Origin of the sequence: Pseudonocardia hydrocarbonoxydans (assembly GCF_006539565.1) — a bacterium.
In the GTDB taxonomy this organism is placed as follows: domain Bacteria; phylum Actinomycetota; class Actinomycetes; order Mycobacteriales; family Pseudonocardiaceae; genus Pseudonocardia; species Pseudonocardia hydrocarbonoxydans.
Genome location: NZ_BJNG01000037.1, coordinates 61,750 through 85,841 on the forward strand (window position 1 = coordinate 61,750; position 24,092 = coordinate 85,841).

The following is a 24,092-nucleotide window of genomic DNA, read 5'->3' on the forward strand; positions in this document are numbered from 1 at the left end:
GCCGTGAACGTGCTGCCGTGCGGGGACGCCGCGGTGCTGTGCGAGGTCGACTCGCTGTCCGCGGTGCTCGCGCTCGCCGCCGTCGTGCGGGCCGCCGACCTGCCGGGGGTGCTCGACGTCGTCCCGGCCGCGCGCACGGTGCTGCTGCTGACCGCTCCGGGCACCGACCTCCCGGCGCTGCGTCGCGCGGTGGGCGACCTGCCCGTCGACCCGTCGGCGGCCGCGCCGGACGGGGAGATCGTGGAGATCCCGGTGGTCTACGACGGGCCGGATCTCGACGAGGTCGGCCGTCTGACCGGGCTCGGGGCCGAGGGCGTGGTGCAGGCGCACACCGCCACCCCGTGGCGGGTCGGCTTCGGCGGGTTCGCGCCCGGTTTCGCCTACCTCGCCGGGGGCGACGAGCGGCTGCACGTCCCGCGCCGCGACGAGCCGCGGACGGCGGTGCCCGCGGGGTCGGTCGGCCTGGCCGGCGAGTTCAGCGGCGTGTACCCGAGATCCAGCCCCGGCGGGTGGCAGCTGATCGGGAGCACGACGGTGCGGCTCTGGGACGCCCGGCGCACCCCCGCGGCGCTGCTGCGCCCGGGGGCGGAGGTCCGCTTCGTCCGCGTCGCGGAGGCCGCCGCTCCCCCGGCGGACGAACCCGGGGGCGACGCGGTGCCGGAGTGCGGGCCCCGGCGGCTGGAGGTGCTGGCCACCGGGGCGCTCGCGCTCGTGCAGGACCTCGGACGTCCCGGAGCCGGAGCCACCGGGGTCGGCCGCTCGGGGGCCGCCGACCGGGCCGCCCTGCGGCTGGGCAACCGGCTGGTCGCCAACCCCCCGTCCGCCGCCGCCGTCGAGGTCGTGTTCGGCGGGCTCGCCGTCCGGGCCGGGCCCGACCTGCCCGCCCCGTTGCTGGTCGCGCTCACCGGCGCCCCCGCACCCGCGGACGTCGACGGCACGCCGGTCGGGCACCACGCGCTGGTGACGCTGCGCGCCGGGCAGACGCTGCGGCTCGGGCCCCCGCCCACCGGGCTGCGCACCTACCTCGCCGTGCGCGGCGGGGTCGAGGTCGACGCGGTCCTCGGCTCCCGCAGCAGCGACGTGCTGTCCGGGATCGGCCCGGCCCCCCTCGCGCCGGGCGACGTGGTGCCGATCGGTCCGGAGCCCGGGTCGCCGCCGCTCGTCGACGTCGCCCCGGTCGCCCTGCCCACCGGCGACGCCGTGACGCTGCGCGCCGTCCTCGGCCCCCGCGCCGACTGGACGGCCGACCCGGCCGCGCTCGCCCGCACCACCTGGACGGCGTCGGGGCGCAGCGACCGCGTCGGCATGCGCCTGGAGGGCCCGCCGCTGGAGCGCCGCGACCGGGGCGAGCTGCCCAGCGAGGGCATGGTCCGCGGCGCGGTCCAGGTGCCCCCCGGCGGCGAGCCCGTGCTGTTCGGCGCCGACCACCCCGTCACCGGTGGCTATCCCGTCGTCGCCGTGGTGCTCGACGCCGACATGGACCGCGCGGCGCAGATCCGACCCGGCCAGCAGGTCCGCTTCCGACTCCTGGAGACCCCATGACCCCCGCCCAGGCCCGCGCCCGCTTCCGCGGCGGCCTCGTCACCCCCACCGCCGGCTGGTGCGACGGCGCCACCCAGGCCAACCTGATCACCGTGCCGCGCGCGCAGGCCTGGGACTTCCTGCTGTTCGCCCAGCGCAACCCGAAGCCGTGCCCGGTCCTCGACGTCCTGGACGCGGGCGCGGTCACCGGGCCGTTGATGCCGGACGGCGACGTGCGCACCGACCTCCCGCTCTACCGCGTCTACGTCGACGGCGAGCAGGTCGCCGAGACCCCGGACGTCTCGGAATGGTGGCGCGCGGACCTCGTCAGCTTCCTGATCGGCTGCAGCTTCACCTTCGAGCGGGCGCTCGGGTCGGCCGGGGTGCCCGTGCGTCACGTCGAGCAGGGCGTCAACGTGCCGATGTACCGGACGTCGTGGCGCTGCCGGGAGGCCGGAGCGGTCGCGGGACCGCTGGTCGTCTCGATGCGCTGGGTGCCCGCCGACCTGGTGGCGACCGCGGTGGCGGTGACGGCCCGCTACCCCGCCGTGCACGGCGCGCCGGTGCACACCGGCGACCCCCGCGAGCTGGGGATCGCCGACCTCGACAGCCCCGACTACGGCGACCCCGTGCGCCCCGAGCCGGGGGACGTGCCGGTGTTCTGGGCGTGCGGGGTGACCCCGCAGGCGGCGGTGGTGGAGTCGCGGCCCCCGCTGGCCATCGCCCACGCGCCGGGCCACATGCTGATCACCGACGCCCGCGACGACGACCACCGGATCTGAGTCACCGCCGCCGCGACAGCCCCACCCCGGCCAGGCACACCACGCCGCCGACGAGCGCGAGCCACGGCGGCAGCTCGCCGAGCAGCATCGCCGACAGCCCGATCGTGACGGGCGGCACCGCGTAGGTGGTGACGCCGAGGCGCCCGGCGTCCATCCGCGCCAGTGCGTAGGCCCAGGCCGAGAAGGCCAGTGCGGTGGGGACGACGCCGAGGTAGACGAGCCCGGCGGTGGCGCCGGGCGGCGCCGCGGCGAGGTCGGCGAGCAGGGCGGGGGTGTACGGCAGGCAGGCGATCGCCCCGACCGCGCACGCCAGGAACGTCACCTGCAGGGCGGGCAGCCGGCGCAGCACCGGTTTCTGCGCGAGCACCCCGATCGCGTACGTCACCGCCGCCACCAGGCAGAGGACCACGCCGAGGACGTCGGCGGAGTCGGTGTCGGCGGTGGCCGCCCCCACCAGCAGGACGCCGAGGAACGCGACGCCCGCGCCGATCAGCAGCCGGCGCGGGAACCCCTCGCCCAGCAGCAGGCCCGCGAACAGCGCGATGAGGATCGGCCCGACGTTCACGAGCATCGCCGTGGTGCCCGCGTCGATCCGCTGCTCGGCGGCGTTGAGTGCCACGTTGTAGACGGCGAACCAGGCGATCCCGCACAGCACGACCAGCGCCCACTCGCGCGCGGTCGGCGCCACCCAGCGGCGACCGAGGAGCACCCCGGCCCCCAGCGCGAGCGCCCCGACCAGCAGGCGGCCCAGCGCGAGCGGCCCCGGCTCGTAGAAGGCCCCGACGGCGCGGATCGCGACGAACGCCGAGGCCCACGCCAGCACCGTGACGACGACGGCGAGCAGGGCTCCGGACCGGACGCGCGGGGAGGCGGTGGTGCTCACCCGTGGCACGCTACGACCGGTCGCCCGGGATCTCGCGCGGTTTCCGGACACGGCCCGCCGAGATCGTGCCGTTCCCCGGCTCAGTCCTCGACGACGGTGAACTCCAGCTCGACCCGCCGGTTCCGCCGCCGCCCCTCGGGGTCGTCGGATCCGTCCGGGGCGGCGTTCGCGGCCACCGGCTCGGCCTCGCCGCGCCCGGACACCGCGAACGTCACGGCACCCTCGGCCGCCGGTTCCAGCACGGCGCGGACGGTCTCGGCCCGGCGTCGCGACAGGTCGAGGTTGTAGTCGTCGGCCCCCAGCGCGTCGGTGTGCCCGACCACGGTGACCTCGCCGGTGGCCCGGTCGGCCAGGTCGGCGCCGATGGTGTCCAGGGCCGCCGCGGCGCCGGGGGTGAGGTCGGCGCGGTCGAACTCGAACAGCACGTCGGTGTCGAGGACGACCGTGACGCGCCCGCCGTCGGTGCGCGCGGTCCGTCCGTCGTAGGGCACGACCTGGCGGACGATGCCGCGGGTCTCCCGCTCGATCGGCACGGTGCGGTCGTCGGTGTCCGGACCCGGCGGGACGACCGTCGGCAGGAACGCCGCGCCCCCGACGAGCAGGGCCGCGGCGAGCCGCGAGGTCATCGGTCGGAGACCGCGATCGCGGGCACGATCCCGAGCTCGCCCAGCTGGATGTCGACCTCGTCGGCGGCCGGGGACGGGTAGCTCGCCCGGACGTCCACGGCCGAACCGGCCGGCACGGTCGTGGAGCCCACGTCGCTGCACACGCACCCGCCCGCGGTGTCGGTGAGGACGAGATGGCGCAGGTCCGTCGTGAGGTCGATCAGCGAGACGCCGGAGAGGGTGAAGTCGCTGATCGCGCCCGCGCTGAGGTCGGCCCCCGGCCGGTACTCGAACTCGTCGGACAGGTTGGCGATACGCAGGGCCAGCCGGGTGTCCGCACCGTCGCGCTCGAGGGACACGACGTCGAACCGCAGGGTCACCACCTGGTCCTGGGCGTTGCTGGTGGCGATCTCCAGCGACGCGACCGGCGGGGCCGGGGCGCCCGGTGCCGCCGAGGGGGGTGCCGCCGACGGGGGTGCGGGTGCGGCCGGGGCGGGGTCAGCGCCGGTGCACCCGCTCAGCGTCAGGAGAAGTGCGGCGGCCAGCAGTGCCGTCGTGCGCCTCATCGTCGTCGCCCTCCATCGGTCGGTCCGCCACGGGGACGGCGAGCCGGGTCGGCTCGTCCCGTCCGCGCAGCACGGTCTGCTCGCCCGGTTCCCAGCGTGCCCGCTCGCCGTCGGCGGCGAGCGCGACGGCGGAGCCCGCGGCCAGCACACCCCCGCGCACCGACTTGGCCAGTTCGGTGAGCCGCGCGGCCTCGTTCACCGGGTCGCCGATCACGGTGTACTCGAAGCGGCGCGGGTCGCCGACGTTGCCGGCGACGGCGTCACCGGCGGACACGCCGATGCCGGCGTCGAGCCCGGGCAGCTCTGCGGCCAGTCGGGTGCCGAGCTCGCGCGCGGCGGCCAGCGCGCACCCGGCGGGGTCGTCGACCGCCACCGGCGCGCCGAAGACGGCGAGTGCGGCGTCGCCCTGGAACTTGTTGATCCACCCGCCGTGGGCCTCGACGACCTCGACGACGACACCGAAGAAGCGGTTCAGCATCCCGACGATCTCCTCCGCGGGCCGGCGCGTGGTCAGCGCGGTGGAGCCGACGAGGTCGACGAACAGGACCGCCACCGCCCGTACCTCGCCGCCCAGGCGCACCTCGTCGGCGGCGGCCGCGGCGGCCGCGACGTCGCGCCCGACGTGGCGGCCGAACAGGTCGCGGATCCGCTCCCGCTCGGCCAGCCCGGCGACCATCGTGTTGAAGCCCGACTGCAGCTGCCCCAGCTCGGTGCCGTCGTTGACGGTGACGCGCGCGTCGAACTCGCCCCGCTCCACCCGCCGCATCGCCCGGCGCACCGCGTTCACCGGGTCGGCGACGGCCCGGGCGGCGCCCGCCGTCACCAGTCCGCCGACGAGGAGGCCGGTGCCGCCGACGCTGAGGATGATCACCGCGAGCTGCTCGGCGGGGACGTCGCGGTAGGCCAGCGCGGAGATCGCCGAGAGCAGCAGCCCGACGACGAACACCGCCGTGCCCAGCGCCCAGAACAGCAGCGAGCGCACCACGATCCCGGGCAGCACCCGGCGCCGCGGCGGCTGCGAGGACAGCACCCGGCCCACCGAGCGCCGCAGGATGCGCTCGGTCAACAGGTAGGACAGCGCGCACACGGTGATGCCGCCGACCAGGATCGTCTCCCCGACCTGGATCGCCAGCCGCCACGAGTACCGCGCGTTGAGGAAGAAGAACAGCAGCGCGGCGGCCACCCACAGCACGGCCTGCACGGTGGTCAGGCGGAGCGGTCCGTAGAGGACGCGCCGGTGCTCGCGGCGCTGCTGGGTGACGGCGTCGCCGGTGATCCGCATCCGGAAGCGCAGGGTGCCCCAGACCGCCCCGGCGAGCACCGCGAAGAGCAGGTAGGCGCCGAACGCGATCAGGTTGACCACCCGCACCGTGTCCGGGTCCTCGATCGTGCCGCTGGGCAGCACCCAGGCGGCCAGCACCAGCACCACGCCGGCCCCGACGATGTTCTCCGCGACGACGACGACGAGCAGCGCCAGCCGCACCGGCCACGAGACCACCCACCGCCGCGTCCGCGCCATGAGCAGGGAGTTTAGGCCGTTCGGGGCATCGGGGTGTGCACCGCATCGACGCTCCCCACCCGGGCGCGCCGGATCATCAGCACGCCGAGCCCGGCGACGGCGAGCCCCCGCGCGAGCTCGATCTGCAGCCCGCTGAGCACGGGCGCCTCCGGCAGCGGCGTCACCGCGAGCACCCCGGCGACGATCGACGCGATCCCGATCCAGCGCGGCACGACCGGGGTGCGCAGCAGCGCGACGCCCAGCACCACCAGGCCCGCCACCAGCACCAGCCCGCCCACCACCTGGACGGTCGCGAACAGCGGGGCGTCCAGGATCGAGCCGTCGTCGGGCACCAGCTCCGGGGCCCGCCGGGCGATCTCCGGCGCGACGAACGCCTCCACCACCAGGTGGCCCTGTGCGCTGACGGCGTTGCCGAGGAAGTACAGCGAGAACCCGGCGAAGCCGAGCCGTCCGACGTGCGGGGCGAGCCAGGCGTACGCGGCCGGGAGCCCGAACATGAGCAGCAGCGCGCCGACGTAGATGAGGATCTGGGCGTACGGCGAGGCGGCCGCCGTCAGCGAGGCGACGGAGTGCGCGTCCCCGTCGACGACGGGATGGGCCAGCCCGCCGGCCAGGCTGACGACGAACGAGGCGATCAGGGCATGTCCGCCGAGGCTGAGCAGGCGCAACCGGTCCATGGGAGGTCCTTCCACGAGGTCCCGGTGGGCGTTCGCCACCGGCCCGACGAGGCTGCGGCCCCCCGTTTGCGATGCTCTTGCGATCCGCTTGCGACCCTCAGGCGGGGACCCAGTGCGGTGCGCCGATCCGGCGGGCGAGCTCCCCGGCGGCGGTGCGGTGGCGCCGGGCGTCGTCGGCACGCCCGAGCAGCGCGGCCGTGCGGGCGAGGAAGCCGTCGACGGGTCCGTGCACGAGCACCCCGTTGAGCGAGCGCACGAGCTGCCCGCTCCACGGCAGCAGGTCCTGGTGGCAGCGGGCCGCCTCGACCGGGTCGCGCAGACGCACCGCGAGGTCGGCCCGCAGCGCCGTGACCGACAGCCACGTCGAGTTGCGCGGCCACGCCGGGATCGGCCACAGCGCCCGCGCCCCGGCCTCGTCGCCCGCGTCCAGCAGCGCCGTCGCGAGCTGGTCGTCCAGGACCCCGCGGGGGTACCGCGCGCGCAGGTCGAGCAGCTGGGGCAGCAGCGGTGAGGTGTCGCCCGCCGCGTGCTCGACGGTCGTGAGCGCCCAGATCCGCACGAGCGCGGCGTTCGGGTCGCCGGAGGCGGCGATCCGGTCGGTGGCGTCGACGAACGCGGCGCGGGCGCGGTCGACGTGGCCGTGCACGAGGTCGGCGGTGGCGGCGAACAGCGAGGCGGCCAGCAGCAGCGCGGGGAGCTGGCCCGTGGTGCCGGCCCGCACCGCACCCCGGACGTGCTCCGGGACGGAGCCGAGGTCACCCCGGCCCACCGCGTCGGAGGCCAGGACGAGGTGCGCCAGCGCCTGGTGGTCGAGCAGCCCCGCGGCCGTGGCGACGTCGAGCATCTCGCGACCCGTCCGCGCGGCGAACGTGACGTCGGAGTGCCGGAAGGTCTGCAGGTACTGCACGTTGAGGGCCTGGCACAGCAGCCGCGGGTCGTCGAGACGGCGGGCCAGCGCGAGTGCGGCCTCGGCGCTGCGCAGCCCGGTCTCCAGACCCCACGGCTCGGCCTCGGCGGCCCGGGTGGCGAGCAGCCGCGCGCGCAGGTGCGCGTCGGCGGGATCGACGCGGTCGAGCACCGCCGAGATGCGGTCGACCACGGAGTGCTGGTCGGTGAACGGCCGGGTGCTCCACAGCCCCGGGGTGTCCCACACCCAGGCCCGCCCGACGTCGTCGGGCGACCCGATCTCCTCCGCGACGCGGATCGACACCGCCCGCTCGGCGCCCGCCGCGACGAGGTCGCCGCCCGCGGCGATGCACCGCACCAGCTCGCGGTGCGCCTCGAGCCGCTGCGCCGTGGACCCGGCGCCGAGGTCGTGGGCGCGCAGCGCGGCCCGCCAGTACCCGGCGGCCTCCGCGACGGCCCCGGCCCGCTGGGCCTGCCGCGCGCCGGTGAGCAGGTGCGGCAACGCGCGGTCGGCGGTGGCGGCGCGCAGCGAGAGCGCGGCGTGGTGGGCGAGGGCGAACACGTGCCCGCCGGCACGCCGCTCCAGTGCGTCGAGGACGTCGAGGTGCAGCCGGGCCCGGCGGACCGGCGGGATCCGCTCGTAGGCGGCGTCGCGGACCAGCGCATGGGTGAACCGCAGCTCCCCCGGAGAGCCGGCCTGCAGCAACCCGGCGACGACACCCGAGTCGAGGTCGTCGACGATCTCGTCCTCGGTCTGCGACCCGCGCAGCGCCCCGACCTCCAGCAGCAGGTCGACGTCGATCTCGCGGCCGAGCACGGCGGCCCGGGCCAGGGTGGCGACGGTCCGTCCGGGCAGGCGGTCCAGGCGGCGACCCAGCACGTCGCGGATGCCCAGCGGCAGCGCGGTGGTGGCGGCGTCGGCGCCCTCCGAGGCCACGAGCCTGCCGAGCTGACGCAGGAACAGCGCGTTGCCCGCGGCCCGGTCGACCAGCCGTCGCCACACCGGCTCGGGCAGCTCACGGCCGACGTGGCGGCGCAGCAGGCGGCGGGCGGCGGGCTCGTCGAGCCCGGCCAGTGCGATGCGGTCGACCGTGCGCTCGGCGGTGGCCGCGAGGGTGCCGGCCAGGTCGGGGCCCACCTCGTCGCCGCGGAAGGAGCCGACCAGCAACAGGGGCCGCGTCCACGGCCGTGACCAGGTGCCGCAGCACCTGCAGCGTCTCCTCGTCGGCGCGGTGCAGGTCCTCCAGCACCACGACGGCGCGGCGCCCGCCCAGCACCCGGGCGAGGGCGAGCGTCAGCGCGTAGGCGTCGTCGACGGCCGGGTCGTCACCGGTGAGCGCGCGCAGGACGTCGTGCCAGGCCCACGCCGGTGGGGCGCCGCGCACCTCGGAGCACCGCCCGCGCGCGGTGTCGGTCCCGACGCCGGCGACGAACCGCTCCAGCAGCGCCGACTTGCCGGTCCCGGCGTCGCCGGTGACCCAGACGACGACGGGACGCGTGCCCACCGACCCGGCCGCGGCGCGCAGCCGGGCCAGCTCGGCGTCGCGGCCCACCAGCTCGTCGCGGCCCACCAGCTCGTCGGGGTCCTCCCGGACGGCCTCGTCGGGGACCCGGGGCACGCGGACGGGGGCGGTGCGCAGGTGCTCGGCGTGGCCGAGGATGTCGGCCTCCAGCGCACGCAGGTCCGGGCCGGGATCGACGCCGAGCTCGTCGGCCAGGTGCCGGCGGGTGCGACGGAGCACGGCGAGCGCCTCGCCCTGCCGGGCGACCCCGTACAGGGCCGTGGCGAGCAGCCCCGCGGCCCGCTCGCGCAGCGGCTCCGCGCGCACGAGCTCCTCCAGATCGGCCACGACGGTGCCGGGCTGCCCGAGCCGGATCCGGCCCGCGGCCCGCAGTTCCACGGCGTCCGCGCGCAACCGGTGCAGCCGGTCGGTCTCGGCGGCGGCCCAGCCCTGGCCGGTGTAGGCGGCGTACGGCTCGCCCGTCCACAGGGCCAGCCCGTCGTCGACCAGCCGCACCACCTCGGCCGGGTCGGCGGCCTCCGCGGCCGAGCGGAGCAGCGCGGCGAACCGCCACGCGTCGACGGCGTCCTCGGCGACGGCGAGGCGGTAGCCGGGGGTGGCGCTGAGGATGGTGGTCGCCGGGGTGCGGGGAGCGCGGCCGGGCTCGAGCAGCCGGCGCAGGTGCGAGACGTAGGACTGCAGCGCGCCGAGCGCCCTGGGCGGCGGCTCGCCCGCCCACAGGTCCTCGAGGAACCGGTCGGTCGACACCACCCGCCCGCCCGCCGCGACCAGCATGCCCAGCACGGCACGCTGCCGCGGGCCACCGAGGTCGACGGGCTCCCCGGCCACCTCCGCGCGGACCGCCGAGCACCTGCACCGACAGCACGGTGATCAGGTTATGCGCCGGGGCGGTCACCTGCTGTGGCCGTGAGGTGGGTGCCCTTCCGCGAGCGGACGTCGAGGCCCCACCCGTCGCCGTCGCGGCGCGTGCGCAGCTCGACGGTCGAGGGCAGCAGCAGCGGCCGGCCGAACGCGACGGTGTGCGTCAGCGCGTCGGGCAGGCGGCCCTCCAGCGCGGCGAGCGAGCGGGCGGCGGTCCACATGCCGTGCGCGATGGCCCGCGGGAACCCGAACGCCTTCGCGCTCAGCGGGTACAGGTGGATCGGGTTGACGTCGCCGCTGACGGCGGCGTAGCGGCGCCCGGTGTCGCCGTCGACGCGCCAGACCGCGGACGGCGGCCCGTCGGCGATCTCCGGCGGGGGCGGTGACTGCTCACCGGGTTCCGGCGCGTGGGCGCCGCGGGCCAGGTAGGTGCTGCGCCCGTCCCAGACCCGCTCGCCGTCGACGTCCACCGCCGCGACGAGATCGACCTGGGCCCCCTTCGGGTGCCCGACGAACCGCTCCGCGTGCACGGCGAGCTGCAGCCGTTCGGCGGCGTCGACGCGGCGGTGCACGGTGATCGTGTTCGCGACGTGCACGAGCCCGGGCAGCGGCAGCGGGAACGACCGCCCGGCCATCAGCTCGATCTGCAGCGCGAACGCGAGCACGTGCGGGTAGGTCGGGGGCAGGGCGTCGGAGAACCGGAAGCCGCACACCTGCGCGTAGGCGGCGAGGTGGGTGCGGTCGACGTCGACACTCCGGCGCAGCACCGTGTCGGGCAGCGTCGACGCGCGCGGCCCGACCGCGCCCACGGCGGCCTTCGCGTACAGCGGTGCGAGGCTCACGTCAGGCCCCGATCAGGCTCTGGCCGCACACGCGCACGACCTGCCCGGTGACGCCGCCGCTCTCCGCGCGCCCCAGCCAGCCCACGGTCTCGGCGACGTCGACGGGCAGCCCGCCCTGGCGCAGGCTGTTGATCCGCCTGCCCCCCTCGCGGGTCGCCAGCGGCATCGTCGCGGTCATGGCGGTCTCGATGAACCCGGGCGCGACCGCGTTGACCGTGACCCCCTTCGCCGCCACCTGCGGTGCCAGCGCGCGGACCATCCCGATCACGCCCGCCTTGCTGGCGGCGTAGTTGGTCTGGCCGCGGTTGCCGGCGATGCCGCTGGTGGACGCGACGCAGACGATCCGGCCGGTGTCGGAGAGCAGGTCGCTCCCCAGCAGCGCCGCGTTGATCGCCAACTGCGCGCGCAGGTTCACCGCGAGCACGGCGTTCCAGCGGTCGGCGTCCATGTTGGCGAGCAGCTTGTCGCGGGTGATGCCGGCGTTGTGCACCACGACGTCGACGCGCCCGTGCCGCTCGCGCAGGTGCGCCAGCAGCCGGTCGGCGGCGTCGGCGGCGGTGATGTCGAGCTGCAGCGCGGTGCCGCCGGTGCGGTTGGCGACGGCGGCGAGCGACTCGCCCGCGGCCGGGACGTCGACGGCCACGATCGTCGCGCCGTCGCGGGCCAGCGTCTCGGCGATGGCCGCGCCGATCCCGCGCGCCGCCCCGGTGACGACGGCGACCCGCCCGGCGAGCGGGTGCTCCTCGTCGGACTCCGCGGGCGGCGGGCCCACGGGGGCGCCGACGTGCACGACCTGCCCGTCGACGTAGGCGGAGCGCCCGGACAGGAAGAACCGCACCGACGACGCGACGTCGGCATCGGGCGTGACGACCAGCAGGTTCGCGGTCGCGCCGGCCCGCACCTCCTTGGCCGCGGACCGCACGATCCCGTCGAAGGCGTGCGCCACGGCGGCGGCCTCCGGGTCGTCGGACGGCTCGGGGGCCAGCACCAGCAGGCGCCCGTTGGGGGCGAGCCGCTTCACCGCGGGCGTCAGGAACGCCTGGGCGGCGGAGAGGTCGTCGAGCGTGGTCGCGGCGGTGGCGTCGAGGACGACCGCGGCGACCTTCCCCTCGGTGGTCTCGGTGACGCCGGCCTCCTCGAGCAGCGCCCGGACCGGCTCGGCGAACCGCCCGGCGCCGATTGCGCCGACGACGGCGGGCCCGTCGAGCAGGGGCGCGCCGACCGCGTGGCGGCGCAGCACCGGGATGCGGGGCACGCCGAGCCGCTGGACGAGCGGGTTCTGGGACAGGTCGCGGAAGGTGTCGTTCGACATGTCAGGCCGCCTCGAGGATGGCGACGACGCCCTGGCCGCCGGCTGCGCAGAGGGAGATCAGCCCCCGGCCCCTGTTCCCGGTGTCCCGGCCCTTCTCGTGCAGGAGCTTGGCCAGCGTGGCGACGATCCGCCCGCCGGTGGCGGCGAACGGGTGCCCGGTCGCCAGCGACGACCCGGCCACGTTGAGCCTCGACCGGTCGATCGCACCCAGCGGGGCGTCGAGGCCGAGGCGCTCCTTCGCGAACGCCGGGTCCTCCCAGGCCGCCAGCGTGGCGAGCACGGTGGACGCGAACGCCTCGTGGATCTCGTAGAAGTCGAAGTCCTGCAGCGTGAGGCCGTTGCGCTCCAGCAGCCGCGGCACGGCGTGCACGGGTGCGGTCAGCAGCCCGTCGCCCCCGTGCACGAAGTCGACCGCCGCGGTCTCGGCGTCGACGACGTGCGCGAGCACCGGCAGCCGGTGCTCCGCGGCCCACTCGTCGGAGCCGAGCAGGACCGCCGAGGCGCCGTCGGTGAGCGGGGTGGAGTTGCCGGCGGTCATCGTGCCGTCCGGGCCGCCGAACACGGGCTTGAGGCGGGCGAGCTTCTCGGCCGTCGAGTCCGCGCGCAGGTTCTGGTCGCGGGTGAGGCCCAGGAACGGCGTCACCAGGTCGTCGAAGAAGCCGCGCTCGTAGGCGGCGGCGAGGTTGCGGTGGCTGGCCGCGGCCAGCTCGTCCTGCGCCTCGCGGCCGACGTGCCACTCCAGCGCGGTCAGCGCGGCGTGCTCGCCCATCGACAGCCCGGTGCGCGGTTCGGCGTTGCGCGGGATCTCCGGCACGACCTGCCCGGGGCGGATCCCGGCGATCGCCCTGAGGCGCTCGCCGAGGGACCGGGCGCCGTTGAGCCGCATGAGGACGCGGCGCAGGTCGTCGTTGAGGGCGACGGGCGCGTCGCTGGCGGTGTCGACGCCCGCCGCGATGCCGCTCTCGATCTGCCCCAGCGCGATCTTGTTGGCGACCAGGACGGCGGTCTCCAGGCCGGTGCCGCACGCCTGCTGCACGTCGTAGGCGGGGGTGGCGGGCGAGAGGCGGCTGCCGAGCACGGACTCGCGGGTGAGGTCGCGGTCGCGCGAGTGCTTGAGCACCGCCCCGCCCGCCACCTCCCCGATCCGCTCGCCGGCGAGGCCGAAGCGGGCGGCGAGGCCGTCGAGGGTCGCGGTGAGCATGTCGAGGTTGGTGGCCTGGGCGTAGGCCCCGTTCGCACGGGCGAACGGGATGCGGTTGCCCCCGATGACGGCGGCCTGCCGGGCTGAACGGGTCATGGTGCGGAAGGTACCCGGTACCGCCGGTCCCGCATACGTGACGCCCTTCACCTAGCCGATACTGCGAGTACTCGGTACCGTCGGTCCCGTGAAGACGGTCCGGGATCGCCGCGCCAGCCGATGGGACGCCCACCGGCAGGCCCGGCGCGTCGAGCTCACCGACGCCGCGATCCTGGCGATCCGGACGCACGGCGCCGGCGTCGGCATGGACGACGTCGCGGCGCAGGCCGGCACCAGCAAGACCGTCGTCTACCGGCACTTCGCCGACCGCACCGAGCTCTACGTCGCCGTGTGCGCCCGGGTGGCCGAGGTGCTGCTGGCCCAGGTCCGGGCCGCGATGGACGGCGCCGAGGGCCCGCACGCCCAGACCGCCGCGGGCATCGAGGCCTACCTGCGGCTCATCGAGCACGACCCCGAGGTCTACCGCTTCGTGGTGCACCGCCCGCTCGTCGACCGGTCCCCCGGCGCCGACCCGGTGGCCGACCTCGTCTCCCTCGTCGGCGACCAGGTCGCCGCGGTGATCGCCACCCGCACGGGTGACGCGGCGACCGCGGTGCCCTGGGGGCACGGCATCGTCGGGATGGTGCGGGCCGCCGCCGACAACTGGCTGGCCCGGGGTGGGCGGGGCGACGTCACTGCGATGACCCGCTCGCAACTGGCCGCCCACCTCACCGAACTCGCCTGGGCCGGACTCTCCGGAGTCACCGCCTCGAAGGAGGACTCATGAGTGACCTGCAGACCGTTCTCGACGGCCGCTGGGCCGACGTCCGCAACGACGTCCGCGCGCAGATGGGCGAGCTGAAGCTGACGCCCGACCCCGACGCGTCCACCGAGCAGTACCGCGCCGAGATCGCCGACGCCGTGCGCACGCTGGCCGAGAGCCGCCGCCCGCACCAGGGCTTCGACCCGGCCTACGGCGGCGACGGCGACGTCGGCGGCGTCGTCGCGGCGTTCCAGATGCTCGGCCACGGCGACCTGTCGCTGCTGGTCAAGGCCGGTGTGCAGTGGGGCCTGTTCGGCGGGGCGCTCGCGGCGCTCGGGACGCAGCGCCATCACGACGCGCACCTGCGCGACATGATGGACGGCACGCTGCTCGGCTGCTTCGCGATGACCGAGACCGGCCACGGCTCCGACGTGCAGCACCTGCGCACCACCGCCACCTACGACGCCGACACGGGCGAGTTCGTCGTCCACACCCCGGAGCCCGGGGCGCGCAAGGACTACATCGGCGGGGCCGCCCGCGACGCGACGATGGCGGCGGTGTTCGCGCAGCTGGTCACGAGAGGCGAGACGCACGGCGTCCACTGCTTCCTCGTGCCGATCCGCACCGCCGACGGTGACGCGCAGCCGGGCGTCACGATCTCCGACTGCGGCGTGAAGGCCGGCCTCAACGGCGTCGACAACGGGCGGCTGGTGTTCGACTCCGTCCGCGTCCCCCGCGAGGCCCTGCTCAACCGCTACGCCGACGTCTCCCCCGACGGCACCTACTCCAGCGACATCACCAACGAGACCCGTCGCTTCTTCACCATGCTCGGCACGCTCGTGCGCGGCCGGATCAGCGTGGCGGGCGGTGCGGCGAGCGCCGCCGAGAAGGCCCTCACCCTGGCCACCCGCTACGGCGCGACGCGGCGGCAGTTCAGCAACCCGGCCACCGGCGAGGAGGTCGTGGTCCTCGACTACCTCGTCCACCAGCGCAAGCTGCTGCCCGCCATCGCCACCTCCTACGCGCTGCACTTCGCCCAGAACGACCTGGTCGGGCAGATGCACGAGCTGCAGAAGCCGGGCGCCGTCCCGGACGAGGAGCGCCAGCGCGACCTGGAGACCCGCGCCGCGGGGATCAAGGCGATCGGCACCTGGCACGCCACCCGCACCATCCAGATGTGCCGCGAGGCGTGTGGCGGCGCCGGCTACCTCGCTGAGAACCTGCTGCCCGCGCTCAAGGCCGACACCGACGTGTTCACCACGTTCGAGGGCGACAACACCGTCCTGCTGCAGCTCGTCGCGAAGACGCTGCTGTCGGACTACGGCCGCCGCGTCGGGAAGCTCGACCTGCGCGGCAAGGTCCGCTTCGGTGCCGACCTCGTCGCGGGCACGGTGCTGGAGAAGACCGGCGCGCGCTCGGTGCTGAACCGCGGCGACGTCCGCTCGCGCGACTACCAGCGCTGGCTGCTCGCCCAGCGCGAGGAGCACCTGATCGCCAGCGGGGCTCAGCGGATGCGCAAGGCGCTCGCCCCCGGCGCCGACCAGTTCGCGATCTTCAACGGCGCCCAGGACCACCTGCTCGCCGCCGCCCGCGCGCACGTCGACCGGATCGTGTTCGACGCCTTCGCCGCGGTCGCCGACCAGCACCCGCTGCTGGGGCGGGTGCTGGCGCTGCACGGGCTCTCCGTGATCGAGGGCGACCGCGCGTGGTTCGTCGAGCACGGGTACCTGACGGCGGCCCGCACCAAGACCGTCGCGACGGCGATCAACGCCCTGTGCGGCGAGCTGCGCCCGCACGCACGGGAGCTGGTGGACGGCTTCGGCATCCCGCAGAACTGGCTCGACTGCCCCCTCCTCGACGGCGAGCGGACGCCGACGACGGAGGCCGACGGGCAGCACGCCGACACCCTCACCGCCGTCGGCTGAGTCCGGCCGGCGGAACCCGTCGGCGGCGCCGCACGTTGAACGGGTGAGCGCCGCCGACGGAAGGACGCGATGACCGGGACGATCCTGACCCTGCTGGTGGCGGTGGCCGTCGTGGCCGCCGCCGTCTGGCTGATCCGCGGGCAGCGCGCCGCGCGGGCGCGCGAGCTCGACGACGCGCGGTCCGAGGCGCGCCGCTGGGTGGAACGGCTCGGCGGCCAGGTCCTCTCGCTCGTGGGCACCGACGAGCCGTCGCGGCAGGCGGTGGCCGACGCGGCCGAGCGCTACACCGCGGCCGGATCGCAGATGGAGCAGGCCGCGAGCGTCGCGCAGGCCCGGCAGGTCACCGAGACCGCTTACGAGGGGCTGTACTACGTGCGCGCGGCCCGCACCGCGATGGGCATGGACCCCGGTCCCGACCTGCCGCCGCTGCCCGGGCAGCAGCAGGCGGGAGCGGTCAGCGAGGAGCGCGACGTCCGGGTCGAGGGCCACGCCTACAGCGCCTCGCCGCGCCCGTCGGACCGCAACTCCCACTTCTACCCCGGCGGCACCGTCGCCGGGCGCCCCGTCCCGCGCGGCTGGTACTCCGAGCCGTGGTGGCGGCCCGCGCTCGTCGCGGGCGCGTGGGGCGTCGGGTCGATGGTGCTGTTCAGCGCGATGTTCTCCGGCATGGCCGGCACCGGGTACGAGGCCGGCTACGCCGACGGCCTGGATGCGGGTGGCGGCGACCCGGGCGGTGACGGGGGCTTCGACGACGGCGGGGGCTTCGACGGGGGCTTCGACTTCTGACCGCTCAGCGCGAGCGGGCGGCCTCGATCTCGGGCAGGCGGGTCTGGATGAAGCCGAGCAGCCCCGCGAGGTGGGGGGTGAGGTCGGCGCCCAGCGTCGTGAGGCCGTAGGTGACCTGGGGCGGTGTGGTGGGGGCGACCTCGCGGGTGAGGAAGCCGTCGGCCTCCAGCGTGCGCAGCGTCTGGGACAGCATCTTCTCGCTCACCCCGTCGATGCGACGGCGCAGCGCGCTGAACCGCAGCGGCCCGGTGTCGAGCGCGGCCAGCACGAGCACCGCCCACTTGCTCGTCACGTGGTCGAGCACGCCGCGGCTGGGACACCGGCTGCTGAACACGTCACCCACAGGAGAGGGGTCGCTGTCCAGGACCTGGCGGCTCACATCCACCCCCCATACTTACTCACAGGTGTGTACTTACCAATCGTTAGTGCGGAGACTACCGTCGAATCCATGATCGCTGTCACCGGAGTCACCGGGAACCTCGGCCGCGTCGTCCTCGACGACCTCCTCACCCGCGTCCCCGCCACCGAGCTGGTCGCCGTCGCCCGCGACCCGGAGAAGGCCGCGGGCCTCGGCGTCGACGTCCGCCGGGGCGACTACGACGACCCCGCCTCGCTGCGCGCGGCGTTCGAGGGCGTCGACGTGCTGCTGCTCGTCTCCTCCCCCGACGTCACCCCCGGCGTCCGGCCGCGCCAGCACGGCAACGCGATCGACGCGGCGAAGGCCGCGGGCGTCGGCCGGATCGCCTACACCAGCGCGATCGGTGCGCAGGACGGCCAGGGCTTCCTCGCCGACCACACCACCACCGAGGCCCTGCTGCGCGACTCCGGCGTGCCGCACACCCTGCTGCGCAACACCTTCTACGAGGAGGTTCTGGTCAACCCGGGGCTGCGTGCGGTCGTCGAGGCGGGCGAGCTCCTGGGCGCCGACGGCGGACGGCCCGTCAACTTCGCGACGATCCGCGACCTCGGCCTCGCCGCGTCGGCCGCGCTGACCGGCGACGGCCACGCGGGTGTGGTCTACGAGCTGCGCGGCCCGCTCTGGACCCTGCCCGACCTCGCCGCCGTCGTCTCGGAGGTGTCGGGCACCCCGGTGGCCTACCGCGTCGTGCCGTCCTCGGAGCTCGGCCCCATCGGCTTCGTGCACGACCTCATCGCGTCGGGCCTGTTCAGCGAGCCCGCCCCCGACCTGGAGAAGCTCCTCGGCCGCCCGGCCACGAGCCTGCGCGACGCCGTGACGGCCGCCCTCACCTGATCCGCGCCGCCCGCACACAGGTCCCGGGGCCCGCACACAGGGCCGGACCTGTGTGCGGGCCCCTCACCCTGTGTGCGAGCCGAGGCGCAGGGTGGCGACCGCGAGCCAGCCGGTGTTCACGGCGAGCCAGGCGCGTTGCCAGGCGCCGAGGTCGGGGCCGCCGATGTTCAGGGCCAGCACCACCGAGGCGACGGCGGCCGCGACGGCGAGCGCGGCGGCCGCCGGCCGGGTCCGGGCCAGCCGCCCTGCGACCGCCAGCATGGCCGCGACGAGCGCGATCTCGTACCCGACGACGCCGTACACGTGCACGGCGTCGGCCAGGTCGGGCACGGTCTCGTTCGCCCCGGACCCGCAGCCGGCCGCCCCCAGCGGGCACGCGGTGCGGAACGCCGCCACCACGATCCCGCACAGCCCGGCGAGTCCGAGTGCCACCGCGGCCCTCCCCCGGACGGCGGCCGCGGCGGCGAGGTGCGCGCCCGCCAGCGCCAGCAGCGCCGCGATCCCGAGCGGCGCCACCTCCGAGCCGCGCCCGGCCAGGCTGGAGACGAAGTCGCCCCGCGCCGAGTACCCGGGCGCCAGCGCCCCGGCCACCACGGTGCCCGCCCAGAAGACCGCGAGCGCACCGACCACCGTCCACCGCGCCCGCACGGACGCATCCTGCCTCAGCCGGGGACCACCTCGACGGCCACGGTCCGCCGGTCGGCGATCGACACCTCGTGCACCGGGCCGGTCAGCTCCACCGACGCGGTGAGCACCGGGTCGGCGCACGACGTGCCGACGAACAGCTCCACCCGCGCGACGGGGTCGCTGCCGTGGAGCTGGACGACGTCGGCCCCCGCGCGTGCACCGGTGTCGGTGACGCGGCAGCGCACGACGAGCGCGCCGTCCGTCCGCACCTCGGCGGCGTCGACGCGCGGGTCGGAGTGCGCGAACGTGGTGGAGGACAGCCCGAAGCCGAACGGCCGCACCGGTGTGGTGTCGAGGGTGCCCACCGACGCCGGGCGGTGACTCACCCCGTCGCCAGGTCGGCGTGCTCCGCCCGCAGCTCCCGCTTGAGGATCTTGCCGCTGGGGTTCTTCGGCAGCGCGTCGGCCAGCACGACGTACTTGGGCCGCTTGTAGCCGGCGAGCACCCCGCGGGCGTGCGCGTCCACCTGCTCGGCGGTGAGCGCGACGCCCTCCTTCGGCACCACCACCGCGGTGACGGCCTCGATCCACGTCGGGTGCGCGATGCCGAACACGGCCACCTCGGCGACGCCGTCGAGCTGGTAGATCGCCTCCTCCACCTCGCGGGAGGCGACGTTCTCCCCGCCGGTCTTGATCATGTCCTTCTTGCGGTCGACGACCGACAGGTAGCCGTCGGGGGTCATGACGCCGAGGTCGCCGGAGTGGAACCAGCCGTCGGCGAACGCGGCGGCGGTCTTCTCCTCGTCCTCGTAGTAGCCCAGCGCGGCGTGCGGGGAGCGGTGCACGATCTCGCCGATCTCCCCCGGCGCCACCGGCCGGCCGTCGTCGTCGACGAGGCGGGTCTCGACGTTGACCGCCGGCCGACCGGCCGAACCGGCCCGCTCCAGCTGCTCGTGCGGGCGCAGGATCGTGGCCAGCGGCGACATCTCGGTCTGGCCGTAGAAGTTCCAGAACGCGACGTCGGGCAGCCGCCGGGAGAGCTCCTTGAGCACCTCCACCGGCATCGCCGACGCCCCGTAGTAGCCCTTGCGCAGCGACGACAGGTCGCGGGTGTCGAAGTCCGGGTGGCGCAGCAGCGAGATCCACACCGTCGGCGGGCAGAACAGCTTGGTGGCCTTCTCCCGCTCGACGGTCGCCAGCAGCGTCGCCGGGTCCGGCCCGGGCAGGATGACCGAGGTGGCGCCGAGGTAGACGTCGACGGAGAGGAAGCAGTCGAGCTGCGCGCAGTGGTAGAGCGGCAGCGAGTGCACCTCGACGTCGTCGGCGCTCATCCCGCCGTCGATCGTGCAGCTCACGTACTGCGCGATCAGCGACCGGCTCGACAGCATCACGCCCTTGGGCCGCGACTCGGTGCCCGAGGTGTACATCAGGCGCAGCGGGTCGTCGTCGCCGACCGCGACCTCCGGGTCGTGGTCGGGGCCCTGCCCCAGCCAGGTCTCGACGTCCTCCCAGCCGTCGGCGGGGTCGGCGCCGATCCAGCCCCGCACCCCGCCCTCGACGCCCGCCTCGGCCAGCGCCTGCGCCGCGGTGCCGGCCAGCGCGTCCTGCGCGACCATCCCGGACGCGCCGGAGTGCCGGAGGATGAAGGCGATCTCCGAGGCGCCCAGCATGAAGTTCACCGGCACCAGCACGACGCCGATCTTGGCCGTCGCGAAGGCGAGCACCGCGTAGGAGTAGGAGTTGCGGGCCAGCAGCGCGAGCCGGTCGCCCTTGCCCACACCGCGGGCGGTGAGCGCGTGTGCGGTGCGGTTGGCGGCGGCGTCGAACTCCGCGAAGGTGACGCGCCGGTCGCCGTCGACGACCGCGAGCTTGTCGGGATGGCGCAGCGCGGAGCGGCGCAGCAGGTCGCCGACGGAGTGCTGGCGGGCGCGGGCGACGGCGGCCTCGGTGCCGGGCGAGAAGGTCACGAGCCCGATCCTGGCACCTCCGCGTGCGGATCGCCTACGGCCACCTCGCCGGTCCCGGCCACGTCGGCGTACACCCCCGCGCACGCCCACACCCCGCCGATCTGCGGGATCTCGATGCGGTTGTGCTTCGCGATCGTGCGCAGGGTGTCGGGGTCGGCGGGAAGGTCGCCCTGCCCGAGCGTGGTCATCACGCAGCGCATGGTGGCGAAGGAGAACCGCACGGTGGCCCCGCCCAGGGTGGCGGTGCGGCCCGGCCAGTCGTTCTCCACGAAGCCGGCGTCCTCGTCGCGCAGGACGAAGTTGGGCCGGTAGCGGCGGGCGTCGAAGGTGGCGTCGGGGGCCAGCTCGCGCAGCCGGTCCAGCGTCGACTCGGTGAGCACGTGCAGCGCGGAGAGGTCGAAGAAGGTGCCCTTGGCGCCGAACGCGGAGATGTCGAAGCGGCTGATCACCTCGCCGGTGTCCTCGTGGCGGGTGGTGGTGGCGTCGATGAGCTGCTGCGGCGCCAGGCCCTCGATGTCGGGCCACAGCTCCTCGAAGTAGGCGCCCTCGGGCGGCACGCTCGCCAGGTGGACCGGACGGCCGAGCGCGGCCGAGAGCGCGGCGTCGACGTCGGCGTCGTCGCTGCGGTGCGTCGAGCCGTCCGGGAAGGTGATCTCGACCGGCGGGGGCGCGGCCCCGGCCTCCGGCTCGCTGACGAACCGCGCCGAGAACGACAGCAGGTCGGCCCAGCGCCGCGGTACCTTCGCGCTCGCGACGATCCCGGTCTCGTCGTCGATCACCGCGTAGGCGCGGTCGCCGACCACCCCGGTCGGCCCCACCACGCAGCGGGTGAGCGACTCGCCGAGCATCGACTTGACCGGATAGCGGTGGATCGCGGTGATCGTCATGGTCCCGGTCTAGTGGGTCGCGCCGGGCGGGGACACCCTCCGACCGGACGGGTCAGCGCGTCCGTTCCGCACATGCGGCCAGGGTGCGCAGTTGCTTCCGCATCATCACCAGATCGCCCCAGGCGATCGGGGTGGCCAGGCGGGTCGCGGTGAGGTCGAGGCGTGCGACGAGCCGGCTGCCCGCACCGTGCGGGGTGACCCGGTAGGTGCACGCCATCGGGCCGAACCGGCGCGTCGGCCCCGGCCGGCCGACGGCCGTGACCTCCCGCCCGGGCACGACATCGACCACCTCGAAGATCATGACGAACGGTGTGCCCGGCTCCAGCGCGTCGGCGCCCGGGGTGAGGGTGCGGGGACTGCGCCGGCCCAGGTTGTCGACCAGGTCGTAGCTGTAGGGCGCCTGCGTGAGCTGGGCGACCCAGCGGAACACGTGCGGCGCGGGCGCGGCGACGTCGACGGCCCGGACCATCCGCGCGGCGGGCTCGGGCACGAGATCGGCACAGGGGTAGGAGTCGTCGATCTCGGGGTCGGTGGCGCCCCAGGCCCAGGGCAGTCCGCGGCGCACCCGTCCAGCCTAGGAGCGGCCCAGGTTGAGAGCGCGCTGAGAACGGCGTGCGCGGGTGCGGGCGCGGGCCCGCTAGGTTCGCCGCACCGACCGTGCCGCTCCCCGCCCGCACGGTCCCGCTGCGAGACGGACGGCTGTGCGATGCCCAGGCCCCGGTCACGACCCGGTGACGCGCCCCCGCACGCCCGGATGATCGAGCTCGACGCGGTGACGAAGGTGTACCAGGCGGGCAAGGTCGCCGTCCGCGCGCTCGACACCGTCGACCTCACGATCGACGAGGGCGACCTCGTCGCGATCATGGGTCCGTCCGGCTCGGGCAAGTCGACGATGATGAACATCCTGGGCTGCCTCGACGTGCCCACCACCGGCCACTACCGGCTCGGCGGCACCGACGTCGTCGGGATGCGGGAGAACGCGCTCGCCGACCTGCGCAACCGCCGCATCGGCTTCGTCTTCCAGTCCTTCAACCTCATCCCGCGCACGAGCGCCGCGCGCAACGTCGAGCTGCCGCTGGTCTACGCCGGGGTCGGCCGACGCGAGCGCCGCGACCGGGCGCGCGAGGCGCTGGCCCGCGTCGGCCTCGACGGGCGCGGCACCAGCATGCCCAACGAGCTCTCCGGCGGGCAGCAGCAGCGCGTCGCGATCGCCCGCGCGCTGGTGACCCGCCCGGCGATGATCCTGGCCGACGAGCCGACCGGCAACCTCGACACCACCTCCACCCGCGAGGTCATGGAGCTGCTCGTCGAGCTGAACGACGCCGGGCGCACCGTCGTGCTGATCACCCACGAGGACGAGGTGGCCGAGTTCGCCCGGCGGGTGGTGCGGCTGCGCGACGGCCGGGTCGTCAGCGACGCCCGGCAGGAGGCGCTGCGCCGATGACCGTCTGGGAGGCCGCCCGGCTGGCGCTGCGCGGGCTGCGCGCCAACAAGCTCCGCTCCGGGCTGACGACGCTGGGCATCATCATCGGCGTCGCCGCGGTGATCGTGCTGGTGGCGCTGGGCAACGGCATCCAGAGCGGGTTCACCGAGTCGTTCGGGTCGCTGGCCACGCAGATCACCGTGAACGCCAACCAGGAGGGCACGAACGGCGCGCCGCGCGACCTCACCGACGCCGACGTCGCCGCGCTCGACGACCCGGTCGACGCCCCGGACGTCGTCTCGGCCACCCCGATCGCCGGCGGCCCGGTCACCGTGCAGCTGCCCGGCGGCTCCCGGTTCCGCACCTCGGTGACCGGCACGACCGCGGGCTACCTCGACGTGACCGACCGCGACCTGGTCGTCGGCCGCATGTTCGACGCCACCGAGGAGCGCGGCAAGGCCAAGGTCGCGGTGCTGGCCCCCGGGCCCGTCGAGGACCTCTTCGCCGGTGACGCCGGTGCGGCGCTGGGCAGCGAGGTGCGGATCGGGCGCACCGCGTTCCGGGTGATCGGGGTCGTCGCGGCGACCGGCCAGGACGACGTGGTGATCACCCCGCTGGGCACCGCGCGCAGCTTCCTGCTCGGCGGGGGCGACGCCGTCAGCACCGTGGTGGTGGTGGCGCGCTCGCCGGAGGCGGTGCCTGCGGCGCTCGCGCAGGTCACCGCGATCCTCGACGACCGGCAGTCCGTCGACGACCCCGCCGAGCGCGACTACACCGCCACCGCCCAGCAGAGCCTGCTCGACCAGGTCAACCAGACCCTGTCGTTCCTCACCCTGTTCACCGTCGCCGTGGCGGCGATCTCGCTGATCGTCGGCGGGATCGGCGTCGCGAACATCATGCTGGTCACCGTCACCGAGCGGACGCGCGAGATCGGCATCCGTAAGGCCATCGGGGCGCGCCGCCGCGCGATCCTGCAGCAGTTCCTGCTCGAGTCGACGATCCTGGCCGGTTTCGGCGGGCTCGTCGGCATCCTGCTCGGCGTCGGCCTGTCGACGGCCGCCGCGATCGCGCTGCCGCAGGCGATCCCGGACTTCCCGCCGCCCGTCGTCGACGTCAACTCGGTGCTGATCTCGTTCGGGATCAGCCTGCTCATCGGCCTGGTCGCCGGTGGCTACCCGGCCAACCGCGCGGCCCGGCTGCGTCCCATCGAAGCGTTGAGGTTCCAGTGA

The 24,092-nt window shown here is 75.5% G+C and carries 23 protein-coding genes; 8 read left to right on the forward strand and 15 right to left on the reverse strand.

Translation table 11 applies throughout. The features are described 5' to 3' along the window. Window positions 1-3 precede the first annotated feature (3 nt). A complete protein-coding gene (gene pxpB / locus PHY01_RS28135; RefSeq protein ID WP_307723981.1) occupies window positions 4-1,542 on the forward strand; it encodes a 5-oxoprolinase subunit PxpB in 1,539 nt (512 codons plus the stop codon). Further along, complete coding sequence (locus PHY01_RS20305) at window positions 1,539-2,303, forward strand: putative hydro-lyase (protein WP_141280751.1); 765 nt, start codon at window positions 1,539-1,541, stop codon at window positions 2,301-2,303. The genes pxpB and PHY01_RS20305 overlap by 4 nt, the downstream gene beginning before the upstream one ends. 1 nt (window position 2,304) lies before the next feature. Here the strand turns inward: PHY01_RS20305 and PHY01_RS20310 are convergent, their stop codons facing one another. From PHY01_RS20310 to PHY01_RS20350, 9 genes are all read right to left on the reverse strand, one after another. Further along, window positions 2,305-3,186 (reverse strand): DMT family transporter, encoded by an 882-nt coding sequence (locus PHY01_RS20310; RefSeq protein ID WP_141280753.1) that lies wholly within the window; start codon window positions 3,184-3,186, stop codon window positions 2,305-2,307. An 80-nt stretch (window positions 3,187-3,266) separates the two neighbouring features. Beyond that, a complete protein-coding gene (locus tag PHY01_RS20315) occupies window positions 3,267-3,812 on the reverse strand; it encodes an OmpA family protein (RefSeq protein ID WP_141280755.1) in 546 nt (181 codons plus the stop codon). Continuing rightward, entirely contained in the window at window positions 3,809-4,357 is a 549-nt protein-coding gene (locus PHY01_RS20320; RefSeq protein ID WP_141280757.1) for a hypothetical protein, read from the reverse strand. Before PHY01_RS20320 ends, PHY01_RS20315 begins: the two co-directional genes overlap by 4 nt. Continuing rightward, window positions 4,290-5,876, reverse strand: coding sequence for an adenylate/guanylate cyclase domain-containing protein (locus PHY01_RS20325; RefSeq protein WP_141280759.1), 1,587 nt, complete (start codon window positions 5,874-5,876; stop codon window positions 4,290-4,292). The genes PHY01_RS20320 and PHY01_RS20325 overlap by 68 nt, the downstream gene beginning before the upstream one ends. A gap of 11 nt (window positions 5,877-5,887) precedes the next feature. Beyond that, a complete protein-coding gene (locus PHY01_RS20330) occupies window positions 5,888-6,553 on the reverse strand; it encodes a hypothetical protein (protein WP_141280761.1) in 666 nt (221 codons plus the stop codon). A gap of 1,922 nt (window positions 6,554-8,475) precedes the next feature. Beyond that, window positions 8,476-9,810: an AfsR/SARP family transcriptional regulator gene (locus PHY01_RS20335; RefSeq protein ID WP_141280763.1), complete on the reverse strand. Its 1,335-nt coding sequence runs from the start codon at window positions 9,808-9,810 to the stop codon at window positions 8,476-8,478. 47 nt (window positions 9,811-9,857) lie between these two features. Next, window positions 9,858-10,685 carry a MaoC/PaaZ C-terminal domain-containing protein gene (locus PHY01_RS20340; RefSeq protein WP_141280765.1) on the reverse strand — a complete coding sequence of 276 codons (828 nt, stop codon included), beginning with the start codon at window positions 10,683-10,685 and terminating at the stop codon, window positions 9,858-9,860. A 1-nt stretch (window position 10,686) separates the two neighbouring features. Beyond that, window positions 10,687-11,997, reverse strand: coding sequence for a 3-oxoacyl-ACP reductase (locus tag PHY01_RS20345; RefSeq protein ID WP_141280767.1), 1,311 nt, complete (start codon window positions 11,995-11,997; stop codon window positions 10,687-10,689). Window position 11,998: 1 nt separating this feature from the next. Then, window positions 11,999-13,294, reverse strand: coding sequence for an acetyl-CoA C-acetyltransferase (locus PHY01_RS20350; RefSeq protein ID WP_141280769.1), 1,296 nt, complete (start codon window positions 13,292-13,294; stop codon window positions 11,999-12,001). Window positions 13,295-13,382: 88 nt separating this feature from the next. On the opposite strand from PHY01_RS20350, the gene PHY01_RS20355 reads away from it, so the two are divergent. The 3 genes from PHY01_RS20355 (at window position 13,383) to PHY01_RS20365 (ending at window position 16,708) form a co-directional block, all read left to right on the forward strand. Continuing rightward, window positions 13,383-14,021, forward strand: a complete 639-nt coding sequence (locus PHY01_RS20355; protein ID WP_141280771.1) for a TetR family transcriptional regulator — start codon at window positions 13,383-13,385, stop codon at window positions 14,019-14,021. Beyond that, the gene (locus tag PHY01_RS20360; RefSeq protein ID WP_141280773.1) at window positions 14,018-15,922 is read left to right on the forward strand and encodes an acyl-CoA dehydrogenase family protein; all 1,905 of its coding nucleotides are present in this window, start codon (window positions 14,018-14,020) and stop codon (window positions 15,920-15,922) included. Before PHY01_RS20355 ends, PHY01_RS20360 begins: the two co-directional genes overlap by 4 nt. A gap of 69 nt (window positions 15,923-15,991) precedes the next feature. Then, on the forward strand, window positions 15,992-16,708 hold the full coding sequence (locus PHY01_RS20365) for a hypothetical protein (protein ID WP_141280775.1): 717 nt from the start codon (window positions 15,992-15,994) through the stop codon (window positions 16,706-16,708). Window positions 16,709-16,712: 4 nt separating this feature from the next. On the opposite strand, the gene PHY01_RS20370 is transcribed toward PHY01_RS20365, so the two are convergent. After that, on the reverse strand, window positions 16,713-17,087 hold the full coding sequence (locus PHY01_RS20370; RefSeq protein ID WP_246086030.1) for a winged helix-turn-helix transcriptional regulator: 375 nt from the start codon (window positions 17,085-17,087) through the stop codon (window positions 16,713-16,715). Between the two features lie 69 nt (window positions 17,088-17,156). Here PHY01_RS20370 and PHY01_RS20375 point away from each other — a divergent pair, with 69 nt between their 5' ends. Beyond that, a complete protein-coding gene (locus PHY01_RS20375; RefSeq protein WP_141280779.1) occupies window positions 17,157-17,960 on the forward strand; it encodes an NAD(P)H-binding protein in 804 nt (267 codons plus the stop codon). A gap of 63 nt (window positions 17,961-18,023) precedes the next feature. On the opposite strand, the gene PHY01_RS20380 is transcribed toward PHY01_RS20375, so the two are convergent. The 5 genes from PHY01_RS20380 to PHY01_RS20400 are packed head-to-tail and all read right to left on the reverse strand — an operon-like array spanning window position 18,024 to window position 22,005. Then, window positions 18,024-18,608, reverse strand: coding sequence for a DUF998 domain-containing protein (locus tag PHY01_RS20380; protein ID WP_170183902.1), 585 nt, complete (start codon window positions 18,606-18,608; stop codon window positions 18,024-18,026). 14 nt (window positions 18,609-18,622) lie between these two features. Beyond that, entirely contained in the window at window positions 18,623-18,973 is a 351-nt protein-coding gene (locus tag PHY01_RS20385) for a hypothetical protein (RefSeq protein WP_141280783.1), read from the reverse strand. Then, entirely contained in the window at window positions 18,970-20,553 is a 1,584-nt protein-coding gene (locus PHY01_RS20390; RefSeq protein WP_141280785.1) for an acyl-CoA synthetase, read from the reverse strand. The genes PHY01_RS20385 and PHY01_RS20390 overlap by 4 nt, the downstream gene beginning before the upstream one ends. Continuing rightward, window positions 20,550-21,440 carry an MOSC domain-containing protein gene (locus PHY01_RS20395; protein WP_218030255.1) on the reverse strand — a complete coding sequence of 297 codons (891 nt, stop codon included), beginning with the start codon at window positions 21,438-21,440 and terminating at the stop codon, window positions 20,550-20,552. The genes PHY01_RS20390 and PHY01_RS20395 overlap by 4 nt, the downstream gene beginning before the upstream one ends. A gap of 52 nt (window positions 21,441-21,492) precedes the next feature. Continuing rightward, entirely contained in the window at window positions 21,493-22,005 is a 513-nt protein-coding gene (locus tag PHY01_RS20400) for an SRPBCC family protein (protein WP_141280787.1), read from the reverse strand. 189 nt (window positions 22,006-22,194) lie between these two features. Between PHY01_RS20400 and PHY01_RS20405 the strand changes: the two genes are divergently transcribed. Then, entirely contained in the window at window positions 22,195-22,884 is a 690-nt protein-coding gene (locus PHY01_RS20405; protein WP_141280789.1) for an ABC transporter ATP-binding protein, read from the forward strand. Next, window positions 22,881-24,092 carry an ABC transporter permease gene (locus PHY01_RS20410; protein ID WP_141280791.1) on the forward strand — a complete coding sequence of 404 codons (1,212 nt, stop codon included), beginning with the start codon at window positions 22,881-22,883 and terminating at the stop codon, window positions 24,090-24,092. Before PHY01_RS20405 ends, PHY01_RS20410 begins: the two co-directional genes overlap by 4 nt.